The organism is Collinsella sp. CLA-ER-H3 (assembly GCF_040092425.1).
Taxonomy (GTDB): domain Bacteria; phylum Actinomycetota; class Coriobacteriia; order Coriobacteriales; family Coriobacteriaceae; genus Collinsella.
The window spans coordinates 28,860-40,860 of sequence record NZ_JBBNLP010000003.1 but is presented as its reverse complement, the minus strand read 5'-3'; the positions used below and the strand labels follow the sequence as shown (position 1 = coordinate 40,860).

Here is a 12,001-nt window from a genome sequence, read left to right as displayed (position 1 = left end):
GGTTTAATCCCTATGCTGCGTGCGATGATTGTGGATGATGAGGCCCCGGCCCGTTCGGAACTTCGCTTCTTGCTCGAGCAGACGGGCAAGATCGGCACGATCACTGAGGCGTCGAGCGTCCGCTCCGCCATTGAGATGTTGATGGAAAGCCGCGTCGATGTCGTATTTCTCGATATCTCGATGCCCGGTGCTTCTGGTCTGCAGCTTGCCGAGGCACTGCATAAGCTTAAGAATCCGCCGGCGATTGTGTTTGTGACTGCGTATAGCGATCATGCCGTCGAGGCGTTCGACGTAGATGCCGTCGATTACCTAATGAAGCCGGTTGAGGAGGCACGCCTGGATCGCGCGATCGAGAAGGTCATGCAGCGCGCCAAGCCCGTCACGGACAGCAAGGCCACCATCGAGCGCATTCCGGTGGAAAAGGGCGGCCGTAAGGTCCTCATTCCCGTGGATGACATTCGCTTCATCATGGCCAAGGACGATTACTCCTGTATCTATACCGTCGATGATCGTTTTCTATCGACGACTTCGCTGGCGCAGTTCGAGGCCAAGCTTTGCGACTTTGGCTTCTTTCGCGTTCATCGCCGCTATATCGTCAACTTGGCGTGCGTCACGGATGTCGAGACGGTGCCCTCGGGCGCTATCCAACTGGGCATTACGGGCGTCGACGAACGCGTGCCGGTTTCGCGCCGCCGCGTTGTGCCGCTCAAGAAGGCCCTGAGCCTCTAGCACACTGGCCCCGCAGCCCTGTAGACCAATTGTCTGCGGAGCCGTGGGGCTTTTTGTATATACGTCGAATCGGTTTTGCAGAAGGGATCCCATGAACAGTGCAAGCGCCAAGCGCATCGACATCATCTCGGACACCCACGGCTATCTTTCGCCCGCGCTTCTGGACGAGCTCAAGGGCGCAGATCTAATCATCCACGCCGGAGACCTCACGTCAGAGATGGATTACGAGCATCTATGCACCATCGCCCCCGTGCGAGCGGTCCTAGGCAACAACGACTACTACCGCGACTACGGCCCGGATGTTGACCGTCTGGCCCTCTTTACCTACGAAGGCCTCAAATTCGCTGTAGCCCACTACCGCGAAGACCTGCCCGTGGGATCCGTAGACGTAGCCATCAACGGTCACACCCACGTAACCAAAGAAGCCCAAGTGGGCCGCTGCCTGGTCCTCAATCCCGGCAGCGCCAGCTACCCCAGAGGCACCAGAGGTCCCACCATGGCCAGAATGCTCGTAAAGGACGGCAAGATTCTGAGCACCAGGTTTATTGACTTGGAGTAACCGCAACAAAAACGGGGGATGCAGATCGCATTTCCCGTTTTTCTTTCAGCAAAAGGCAAAGCTTCAGCGACAACCTTAGACAACCCCGCCGAGGAGCACGCGGGCTAGCCGCGCAGCGGCGCACGCCCGCAAAACTGGTTGAATAATGTGACGGCAGGGAGGGTCTCCGGGGCTGGGGGCGGGGGTTAAGTTTGTCGCGAGTTCCGCACGCAAAGGAAAGCACTTAATGTGCTTTCCGTCTTGCGCAGGACTGTAGAGCAGCAAACTTAACCCCCGCCCCCAGCCCCGGAGACCCTCCCGGAGGGGCCCAAAAAATATTTTCAAAAAAGTTGTTGCGCACCGGACAGACTTCTGTGTATACTAATCCCCGCAGCGCACGCGAGCGGAAACAAACGCGAACGACTGCCTGGGGAGTTAGCTCAGTTTGGTTAGAGCGCCGGCCTGTCACGTCGGAGGTCGCGGGTTCGAGCCCCGTACTTCCCGCCAACGCAATTAAAGCCACGTCTTCGGACGTGGCTTTTTGCGTTTGATAGGACTTTGATCCCATCGGCTCCTTTCGCCCAAAACCAAATCCTTCCAATTCCCGGACAAGCTCCGTTTGAGGCATGTACTCAAACAAGGCGTTTGTTGCGCAACACCAGTTCAACGAAGCAGGGGGTTAGGTTATACTCAGTTGCACTGTGGGCCGTTTTTGATGCAAGAGGCTTCAAAAACGGCATTCAGCGGGCACCCGTTTTGCTATTTGGGCGTCCATACGGTCATTGACGTCTCGACGTAAGCTCGGCCCCGGAGCTCGTTCGAGCTGTTCCTATTCCTTGAAAGGGGAAAAATGGACATATCGAGGAAGACTGATTACGCCCTTCGCATGCTCGCGATGCTTGCCGAGGACCCGGAGCGTCTGCTTTCTGTTCGCACCGCCGCCGAAGAGGTCAATGTCCCGTATTCGTTTGCCCGTTCGATCCAGCATGGTTTGGTTCAGGCCGGTATTGTGGAGAGCCTGCGTGGCGTCCATGGCGGCATGCGTCTTAAGGTCAGCCCCGACGATGTCACCATCCGCCAGGTCGTTGAGGCCGTTCAGGGCCCCATGGTCATGAACGATTGCACCACGCCCGATGGCGACTGTGCGCGCATGGGCACGTGCTGCTATCATCCCCTGTGGGCCGGAGCTCAAGCGCTGATGCGCGACTACCTCGATTCCGTTTCGCTGGGCGATATCGTCGCTCACCGCCAGTTCCCGGCCGTCGATTCCAAGTTCGCCGACCGCGATGCGTTTCCCGAGTACGCCACCTGTGCGTGCGCTTGCCGGGAGGAATAGCGCCGCATAAGGAGCATAGCCATGATTCAGGACCCCTTTCGTTCGATGATTCGTTCGGAAGGGGTCCTGCGTTATCGCGACCTTCCGTGGCGCCGCACGCGCGATCCGTACATTATTTGGCTTTCCGAGGTCATGCTGCAGCAAACGCAGGTGCCGCGTGTGGAGACGCGTATGCCCGCGTGGCTCGACCGCTTTCCGACCGTGCAGGCGCTTGCCCAGGCCGCGCCTTCCGATGTTTTGGACGCCTGGCAGGGGATGGGCTACAACCGACGCGCCCTGGCGCTCCACAAGGCCGCTCAGCGTGTTGTAGAGGACTGGGATGGGGAGTTTCCACGTGAGACGCGCGACCTGGTCGCCCTGCCCGGTATTGGCCCGGCGACGGCGCAGGGCATCCGGTCGTTTGCGTTCGATCTACCGGGTGTGTATCTGGAGACCAACGTGCGCACGGTCTTTCTGCATCATTTCTTTCCCGATGTGCCGGCCGTTCCCGATCGCGAGTTGGTGCCGCTGATTCAGGCCGCCTGTCCGGCGGCTCCCGGCGCGACGGCGGATGAGATTGCTCCCTTTGCCGTGCCGCTCGATGATGCCGACACACCGCGCGCATGGTATTACGCGCTGCTGGATTATGGCGCGTATCTTAAGAAGACGCTGCCCAATCCGTCCAGGCGCTCGGCGAGCTATAGCCGTCAGTCCAAGTTTGAGGGCTCGCGCCGTCAAAAGCGCGCCCATATTGTGCGCATGCTGCTGGCTGCGCGCGATGGGCGGCCGGCGGGCATCACGCTCGCCGAGGCCGTGGCGGGTGTCAACGAAATGGAGGCGGCGGCAGGCCGCGAGCCGGTCGACCGCGATCTTGTCGCAGGCATTTTGGCCGACTTGGAGCGTGAGGGCTTTTGCCGCGTGGAGGGCGACCGCTGGCTAAGCGTGTAGCCTACCCGAATCTGAAGAACAGGATTGTAAGGTTTAAATTTTCGTCATGGGGGCATCCTAAGGGCAAGGCCGCTCAAAGCCTATGGGCGGCATGTGTTGAAGGGAAGTACACCTATGGATTTTGAGAACTCTCAAACCAAGAAGAACCTCGAGACCGCTTTTGCCGGTGAGTCCCAGGCGCACACCAAGTATCGCTATTACGCATCTAAGGCCAAGAAGGATGGCTACGTGCAGATCTCGAATATCTTTGCCGAGACCGCAGGCAACGAGTCCGAGCACGCCAAGCTGTGGTTTAAGTATCTGCACGACGGCGCCGTTCCCGACACCCTGGATAACTTGCGTGATGCCGCTGCGGGCGAGAACTACGAGTGGACCACGATGTACGACGAGTTTGCCAAGACCGCCGAGGAAGAGGGCTTTGCCGAGATCGCCGCGAAGTTCCGCGGTGTTGCTGCCGTCGAGAAGGCTCACGAGGAGCGCTACAACAAGCTCGTCGAGCGCATTGAGTCGGGCGAGGTGTTCGAGCGCGAGGGCGTAAAGGTGTGGAAGTGCCTGAACTGCGGGCACCTGCATGTGGGTGCCGAGGCGCCCGAGGTGTGCCCGGTTTGTAACCACCCGAAGGCGTACTTTGAGGAGCAGGTGGTGAACTACTAGCGCCGATACGAACGCGGACTGCGGAGCGCAGGGCGGGGAAATACCTTTCCCTCTCGCTCACGGCTCCGCAGGGTCGCGCGAGGCAAAGGTATTTCCCCGCCCTGCGCTCCGGCGTTGGGTCGTCGCTTGCTCGCTACAGAAAAGCTGATTAGAAGTTTGTGTGCCGCCCCTTTTGGGGCGGCACGTTTTGTGTGGGGGCCAGTTGGGGCCGCATCATCGCTTAGGGGTAAACTGGGTAGTGTTTTTGTTTATTTACTGCCTGATGTGGGGTGCTTTATGGGTAAGAAGTCTCGGGCTCGGATGGCCGCTGCTGGGACTCGTCGTGATCCTAATCGCGTGGTTGATGAGGGCGGTAAGGTTGCCCGTGCCGATAAGGAGAAAAAGGCTGGGGAGCATGCTCATCCTGAGTGGGCGCCTCATTTGAATACGGCGAGCGAAGACCTGACCGCCAAGCTATTTACGATGGTCGAGGTCATTTTGGGCGTGGTGCCTGTGGTGGTCATTGGCCTGTTCCTGGCCTCTAAGGATGCCACGAGTGTGGATAAGCTCACCGATGTCTTTTCTCAGGACCCCTCGATGGTGGTTACGTTTATCTCTGCGTGCCTGCAACCGTTTGTGGCGTACATGTTGTACATGATCTATCGCAAATACTGCGAGGGCGATGCGGGCTTTGCCGCCGGCAACCTGATCGGCCTCTTGTGCTCCGAGATTTTGCTGCTCAATATTCCCGGTGTCATCGGCATGGGCATCTTGTTGTGGCGTGTTTGGCGCAACGTTGCCCCGCACTTCGAGAGCTGGCTGTTTGAGCGCCGCGCAATGGGCGTGCTGGTCGATATCGCGGGCTCGCTCGTGATCCTGGCACTGGCGTTTATGTGTGCCACCGCCGCCCGAGGTCTCGCGGGCATGTAATCTGTCTTTGCCGACTGCGGAGCGCGGGGCAACTGCTGGCCTTGCCGCTCCGGGCGTCAGACCCGCGGCGCATCCCTTTCCCTCTCGCTCACGGCTTCGCAGAGTCGCGCGAGGCAAAGGCATACGCCGCGGGTCTGACGGCGCGGGCTTGCCAGCGAGTTTTGGCTCATAGATTGGTTTGCGCGCCGCCCCTTATGGGGGCGGCGCGTTTTGCGTGGGGTCCCTGTCTCCACACTTTTCGTCAAGCTTTTGGTCAGCTTTTGGTTAGTTGGCGGGCTAGCGGAAGGGCAAAAGATCATCCGATAAAAAAGCTCAAAGAAAGTGCTGGTAGGGGAGTTGTTGAGGTTTTCGACAGCTTTTGTCAGCAAGAAACTTTGCGGCTATTGCTACGGATTGCGTTGCCGTGGCCTTGGCGGTGCGGGATGCTGGGCGCAAGCGTCGAATGCTCCGATTGAGGAGGCCAGCATGGACCTGTTTCTTGAGACCCCGCAGCAGCAAGCCGAGCGCATGTTGCGCCAACAGCAGCGGCTCATGGAGATGCAAATGCAAGGGGTAGTCGCCCAGCCCCCTGCGCAAAATGCCACGCCCGCGGTTTCGCTTGCGGGCGGATCGGCGCCAGAGAACTATTCCGTACAACAAGATTCGTATGCACAGGAGCTTGCGTTTGACAAGCGCCGCACGCGTCACCGTCGCGTGGGCCAGCGCCTGCGCACGTTAGCGATGATTGTGCTCATTCCGTTAGGACTTGCGGCGATTTTCTTGGTCTCGTATGCGCTCACCTGCATCCTCAACGGTGCTTCGCCCAGCGAAGTGCTCCAACATCTGTCAGCCCTCGGCCAGCGCCTAGGCGATGTCATAACAACCATCCGCGCCGGCTGGGAGAGTTAGCATTCGCCACCATTGGGCTTCTTGGATGCTAGGATTATCGCCTCGAGTGGAATCCTTGCATCTTGCGGGTCAAATCGTGTGACTGAATAGTATTATTGAAGATGAATAATAATAGGAGATACAGGCAATACAAAAAGGAGGTGCTCGGTTGAATCTGACTTTTGAGGGATTTTTGAAAGGCTATTGCCGAGAGCTGTCCGGACAGCAGTCGCTGAGTTTTAGGAAGCTTGTAAAGCAGGCAACAACGGTTGGGCCGCGCGTGGCGGAGCCTCTGTTTTTGCTCGCTTTAGCGCAAGGAAAAGCCGAATACGTTCTGGGTTTATCTGAGGGCTCGTGGATGGAAGAGGATTACCGAGGCGTTTTGTCCTTGTACGATCAAGCGGGTAGCATGGCGTCTCTATGCGCCAAAAGTGAGCTCCCTAACCGTTATGCCAACGTCTGGCGCGCGTATAGAGCGGTGAAGGAAAAGCCAGTGGCGGACAGAAGGATCAACGCCCTGATGCGAAAAAGAACATTGGGAGCGCTAGGGAAATCGGGCGTAACGCGCTACGGTCTCTGCCGCGATTTGAATCTGAATAAGGGAAACGTGTACGCATACTTAGCCGGTGATGACTCGAAGGTGAGCAGGAAGACAGCGCGCCGCATTATGGAATATGCGGAGGAGAGAAGCGCCCAAGAAGGGGCCGGACGTCCGGTGCGTGTGGCGGGGTAAGATTGATCGCGGTTTTGATTGATAATCGATTGGGTTTGTTGGGCGGAGTCTATGTCTGCTATTGATATTGCGCTTGTTGTGATCGCCTTAGTGGCGGTGGGAGTTGCTGTGGTTTGCGCCCTGCAGCTTAAAGGCCTTCGTGCCGAGTTGCGAGAGCGTGGCGGCAACGAAGCGGAGACGCTCGCGGCGCTCGAGCAGGCCAACAGCGCGCTCGATGCCCTCAACGTCGCGCTGACAGAAACCCGCCGCACGGCAAACGCCATCGCGCAGCAGCAGACGACCGATGCGGCCGTGGAGCAGCAACGCTACCTGACCATCGCGCGAGAGTTCTCGCAGGCCGGCGACCGTATGGACGACCTGCGCCGCGAGACGGCCCAACAGCTTGGCGCCAACCGCGAGGGCATCGAGCAGCGCCTGGACAAGGTGCGCGAGACGGTCGATGCCCAGCTGGGCGCCATCCGCAAGGACAACAACGTGCAGCTCGATCAGATGCGCGCGACGGTGGACGAGAAGCTCTCCCGCACGCTCAACGATCGCCTGTCGGCATCGTTTAAGCAGGTGAGCGACCAGCTCGAGGCCGTGTACAAGGGCCTGGGCGATATGCAATCTATCGCCACCGGCGTGGGCGACCTTAAGCGCGTGCTGGGCAACGTCAAGGCGCGTGGCATTTTGGGCGAGGTGCAGCTGGGTGCAATCCTGGCGGACATCCTCACACCCGACCAGTATCTGGAAAACGTCGCCACCAAGCCCGGCGCCTCGGAGCGTGTTGAGTTTGCCGTCAAGCTGCCGGTAGACGAGGGCGACCCCGTGCTGCTGCCGATCGACTCCAAATTCCCGGGCGACGCGTACGAGCATCTGCTCGACGCGCAAGAGTCGGGTGACGCTGAGGCCGTCGCCGCAGCACGCAAGACGCTCGATGCGATGGTCAAACGCGAGGCCAAGGACATCTGCGAAAAGTACCTGAGCGTGCCGGCGACCACCAACTTTGGCATTATGTTCGTGCCGTTTGAGGGCCTGTACGCCGAGGTCGTCAGTCGCCCCGGGCTTATCGAGACCCTGGGCCGCGACTATCACGTCAACGTTGCCGGCCCCAGCACCATGGCGGCCATCCTCAATAGTCTGCAGATGAGCTACCAGACATTTAAGTTGCAAAAACGCACTGATGACGTGCTGCGCGTACTTTCCGCCGTCAAGGCCGAGCTGCCGCGCTATCAGGCGGCGCTGCGTCGCGCCCAGCAGCAGATCGAGACCGCGGGTAAAACGGTCGAGGGCATCATCACCACGCGCACTAACGTTATGGAACGCAAGCTCAAGGACATCGACGCGCTGGAGGATACCGACCAGGCCGACGCGATCTTGGGGCTCACGTCCGCAGGCCTGCCCGCAGACCAAGAGGACGAGGACTAGCCGCAACGGACGGCGGCGCGCCGGCGTAAACGCGGGGCGCGGGCGCTTTTCGCGTCGCGCTTGACTGAAGTGCGCTTCAATGTGCAACAATGGCCTCTCGCCCTATCAGATGCGAAAGGAAGCCCATGTCTCAGAGAAGCACCAGCCCGCTCAAGCGCTCCACCGTGCGCCGCACGTTGCAGCGTTTTTGGGACGTCACGCGCACGCAGCCGCTGATCGTCTTTCTCTCGGTGTTCTCGTCGGCGGGCTACATCTTTTTGCTCACGTTTGCCAACACCTACGTGATGGCGCTTATCGTCGACCGCGTCCAGGCCGGCTCCGTGGCAGGCGACCAGGTGTTTGAGGTCTTTGGTCCTTACATTCTGGCGCTCGTGCTCGTTAATCTGGTAGGCCAGATCCTCTCCAAGCTGCAGGACTACACCGTCTACAAGCTTGAGATCGCGGGTAACTACCACCTGGCGCGCCTGTGCTTTGACACGCTCTCCAATCAATCCATGACATTCCACACCAGCCGATTTGGCGGATCGCTTGTGAGCCAGACGAGCCGTTTTATGAGCGGCTACACGGGTCTGGTGGACGTGACGGTGTATTCGCTTATCCCCACTATCACCTCGGTTGTCTGCACGGTGGCGGCGCTCGCCCCGGTGGTGCCCACATTTACCGTGATCCTGGTGGGCATCATGGCCGTCTACATCGCGTTTGTCTGGCTTATGTACAAGCGCATCATGCCGCTTTCGGCCGCGACGTCCGCCGCGCAAAACAAGCTTTCGGGCGTGCTGTCCGACGCGGTCACGAACATCCTGGCCGTCAAGACCTGCGGGCGCGAGGACTTTGAGCGCGACCTGTTCGATGCCGCCGACCGCGCCGCGCGCGATGCCGAGACGGTTTCGATGCACGCCATGATGCAGCGCAACTTTACGACCTCGGGCCTTATCGTCATTACCATGGCCGTGGTGAGTGTGTTCGTCGCGGGCGGCAACGCGTGGTTTGGCATCTCTGCCGGCGCGCTCGTCATGATCTTTACCTATACGTACAACCTCACCATGCGTCTGAACTACGTGAGCTCCATGATGCAGCGCATCAATCGCGCGCTGGGCGATGCGGCCGAGATGACGCGCGTGCTGGACGAGCCGCGTCTGGTGGCAGACGACGAGAACGCCCCCGAGCTCAAGGTGCGCGAGGGCGCGATTGATTTTGAGCACCTGAGCTTTGCATACCGTGATGCCGCGGCGGGCGAGAGCGTGTTCGACGACCTGACGCTCCATGTGGCGGCGGGCCAGCGCGTGGGTCTGGTGGGCAAATCGGGCTCGGGCAAGACGACGCTCACCAAGCTGCTGTTGCGCTTGGACGACGTACAGGGCGGCCGCGTGCTCGTGGACGGCCAGGACGTCTCGCGCTGCACGCAGCAGAGCCTGCGCCGCCAGGTTGCCTACGTGCCGCAGGAGGCGCTGCTGTTCCACCGCTCCATTCGCGAGAATATCGCCTACGGCCGCCCCGATGCCACCGACGAGCAGATCCGCGAGGCCGCGCGCCTGGCCAACGCGACTGAGTTTATCGATCGCCTGCCCCATGGCTTTGACACCATGGTTGGCGAGCGCGGCGTTAAGCTTTCGGGCGGCCAACGCCAGCGCGTTGCCATCGCTCGCGCTATTCTGACCGACGCGCCGATTCTGGTGCTCGACGAGGCGACCTCTGCCCTGGACAGTGAGTCCGAGGCGCTGGTGCAGGAGGCGCTCGAGAACCTGATGCGCGGGCGCACCTCCATTGTGGTGGCGCATCGCCTGTCCACCGTGGCGGCACTCGACCGCATCGTAGTGCTGGCAGACGGCGAGATTGTCGAGGACGGCACGCATGCGCAGCTCGTCGAGGCGGGCGGCGAGTACGCAAGCCTGTGGGGCCGCCAGACCGGCGCATTTTTGGAGGCTTAAGGCCCCCGTACGTGGGACAATCGTTTCCGAGAAGTTTTGTTTCTGCCGAGCCGAGGAGTCGTTATGCCACGCGAGACCAATGCCGCCAAACGCGAACGCGCCATCGAGGTGTGCGAGCGCCTTAACCGTCGCTATGGCCCGGTCGAGTGCTTCTTGGACCACGAGAATCCCTTTAGGCTGCTCATCGCGGTACTGCTCTCGGCTCAGACGACCGACGCGCAGGTCAACAAGGTGACGCCGCAGCTGTTTGCCCAGTGGCCCACGCCCGAGGCCATGGCAGGGGCGAGCGTGGCCGATGTGGCGGACACCATTAAGTCGCTCGGCTTTTATAAGAGTAAGGCCAAGCATGCCGTGGAGGCCGCGCAGATGATCGTTGCCGACTACGGCGGCGAGGTACCGGCCGACATGAAGGAGCTTGTAAAGCTGCCGGGCGTGGGACGCAAGACGGCGAACATCGTGCTCAACGTGGGATTTGGCATCGTTGAGGGCATCGCGGTGGATACGCACGTCAACCGCATCGCGCACCGCCTGATGCTGAGTCCCAAGACGCACGCCAAAGAGCCGCTCAAGACCGAGCAGGATCTGCTCAAGATTTTGCCGCACGAGTATTGGGAGTCGGTCAATCACCAGTGGATCACCTTTGGCCGCGAGATTTGCGATGCCCGTAAGCCCAAGTGCGACGAGTGCCCGCTGGCGGATTTGTGCCCCAGCGTGCGCGTAACGGGATAGGGCCCGGCGCGTTTTGCCGGCGTCCGAAGGCTTTGGCCAATGTTGCGCAACACATTTGGGCTGCGAAGGCTCAATATGATGGCGACAGATGCCGTTTGTTGTGAGGGGATGCCCGAGTATGTTTTGCACCAAGTGTGGCTCTGAGATGCCCGACGGAACCGATTTTTGCACGAACTGCGGGGCGCGCATGGGCGCCACTTCTCCGGCGGCCGCGCCCGCCGAGCCCGCGCCGATGCCGGCGGTAGGAATGCCTCCCGTGCAGAAGAGGTCGCATAAGCGAGCGGTGATTATCGGCATATGTGTAGCGGGCGTGCTGGTGGCCGGTGGCGCTGCGCTGGCGCTGACCGGCGTGTTGGGACCGCTTGGGCAGGGTGGCTCATCGCAGATTACGGTGCTTGGGTCCGACGAGGGTTCGGCCGAGCACAAGGACAAGGGAAGCGCCAAGGAGAAGCCTGCCGAAGGGCAAGAAGAGCCGGAAGAGCCCGAGCAGACGGGCAGCAGCGTAAAGGTCGACCTCAATGACCAGGCAACCTATGCCGCCGCGAACCTGTTCCTATCGAACTTTACGGAGGAGCACTTCGATCGGGACTGGTATCAGACGGGCGGCTTCGATTCGACTGACGGACTTTCTGATGACGAGAAATACAAGCTGGTTAAGTTTATCTGGTGCCATTTTATTGACAACGCGCCGTATCGAATCGAGAAAGGCGACTATGACAACGGTCACTATCAGCGCATGGCGACCGATGTGATCAATAGGGAACTCAATCGCCTGACGGGTCTGACGCTCTCGGATGCTGACATGACCTTTGATAAAGGGTCGGGTGGGCAGATGCTTGCCGATTCGGCCGAAGCGCATGACGGGTACTTGTATCTGAAGCAGGAATACGGCCAGGGAAATTACAACCCATCGTGTGCCATCGTTACGGGCGCGACTGACCTTGGCGACAACATCTACGAGCTCACCTATGAGGTTTACAGTGCTGGCGGTGCGCTACTTCCTTCCGACATCCCCGAGAGCACTTACGGCCTGCCAAAGGACCAGTTCATTGCCGCAATTCAAGCGGACGCATCCATGGGCCGTACTGAGACTTGCACGGTCCGCGTCGCGCAGGGTGACGGCGCTCCGACCTTCACACTGCTTAAAATGGGCGTCTACGACTAGGCTCGGCGTATAGCTCACTCTGATAGCGCCAGGCGGCTCGTCCGTCTGGCGTTTTTGTTGCGGGGCTGGGCGTACGCTT

At 60.1% G+C, this 12,001-nt stretch carries 12 protein-coding genes and 1 tRNA gene; all 13 read left to right on the top strand.

Annotated elements, in window-relative coordinates:
- Window positions 1-12 precede the first annotated feature (12 nt).
- The 13 genes from AAAX32_RS03035 to AAAX32_RS02975 all read left to right on the top strand — a co-directional run bounded on the left by AAAX32_RS03035 (window position 13) and on the right by AAAX32_RS02975 (window position 11,922).
- Window positions 13-729 (top strand): response regulator, encoded by a 717-nt coding sequence (locus AAAX32_RS03035; RefSeq protein ID WP_099432562.1) that lies wholly within the window; start codon window positions 13-15, stop codon window positions 727-729.
- 91 nt (window positions 730-820) lie between these two features.
- The gene (locus AAAX32_RS03030) at window positions 821-1,288 is read left to right on the top strand and encodes a YfcE family phosphodiesterase (protein ID WP_349099965.1); all 468 of its coding nucleotides are present in this window, start codon (window positions 821-823) and stop codon (window positions 1,286-1,288) included.
- A gap of 408 nt (window positions 1,289-1,696) precedes the next feature.
- Window positions 1,697-1,774: transfer RNA gene (locus AAAX32_RS03025), tRNA-Asp, on the top strand.
- A 343-nt stretch (window positions 1,775-2,117) separates the two neighbouring features.
- Window positions 2,118-2,603, top strand: a complete 486-nt coding sequence (locus AAAX32_RS03020; RefSeq protein WP_349099964.1) for an Rrf2 family transcriptional regulator — start codon at window positions 2,118-2,120, stop codon at window positions 2,601-2,603.
- Window positions 2,604-2,624: 21 nt separating this feature from the next.
- Complete coding sequence (locus AAAX32_RS03015; RefSeq protein ID WP_349099963.1) at window positions 2,625-3,530, top strand: adenine glycosylase; 906 nt, start codon at window positions 2,625-2,627, stop codon at window positions 3,528-3,530.
- A gap of 114 nt (window positions 3,531-3,644) precedes the next feature.
- Window positions 3,645-4,184: a rubrerythrin gene (gene rbr / locus AAAX32_RS03010; RefSeq protein ID WP_055252097.1), complete on the top strand. Its 540-nt coding sequence runs from the start codon at window positions 3,645-3,647 to the stop codon at window positions 4,182-4,184.
- Between the two features lie 276 nt (window positions 4,185-4,460).
- The gene (locus AAAX32_RS03005) at window positions 4,461-5,093 is read left to right on the top strand and encodes a hypothetical protein (RefSeq protein ID WP_349099962.1); all 633 of its coding nucleotides are present in this window, start codon (window positions 4,461-4,463) and stop codon (window positions 5,091-5,093) included.
- Window positions 5,094-5,558: 465 nt separating this feature from the next.
- The gene (locus tag AAAX32_RS03000) at window positions 5,559-5,981 is read left to right on the top strand and encodes a hypothetical protein (RefSeq protein ID WP_349099961.1); all 423 of its coding nucleotides are present in this window, start codon (window positions 5,559-5,561) and stop codon (window positions 5,979-5,981) included.
- Between the two features lie 148 nt (window positions 5,982-6,129).
- Window positions 6,130-6,693, top strand: coding sequence for a hypothetical protein (locus AAAX32_RS02995; protein ID WP_349099960.1), 564 nt, complete (start codon window positions 6,130-6,132; stop codon window positions 6,691-6,693).
- Window positions 6,694-6,744: 51 nt separating this feature from the next.
- Complete coding sequence (gene rmuC / locus AAAX32_RS02990) at window positions 6,745-8,100, top strand: DNA recombination protein RmuC (protein ID WP_349099959.1); 1,356 nt, start codon at window positions 6,745-6,747, stop codon at window positions 8,098-8,100.
- Between the two features lie 125 nt (window positions 8,101-8,225).
- Complete coding sequence (locus AAAX32_RS02985) at window positions 8,226-10,028, top strand: ABC transporter ATP-binding protein (protein ID WP_349099958.1); 1,803 nt, start codon at window positions 8,226-8,228, stop codon at window positions 10,026-10,028.
- Window positions 10,029-10,091: 63 nt separating this feature from the next.
- The gene (gene nth, locus AAAX32_RS02980; protein WP_099432571.1) at window positions 10,092-10,757 is read left to right on the top strand and encodes an endonuclease III; all 666 of its coding nucleotides are present in this window, start codon (window positions 10,092-10,094) and stop codon (window positions 10,755-10,757) included.
- 118 nt (window positions 10,758-10,875) lie between these two features.
- A complete protein-coding gene (locus AAAX32_RS02975; protein WP_349099957.1) occupies window positions 10,876-11,922 on the top strand; it encodes a zinc ribbon domain-containing protein in 1,047 nt (348 codons plus the stop codon).
- The last annotated feature ends 79 nt before the right edge of the window (window positions 11,923-12,001 follow it).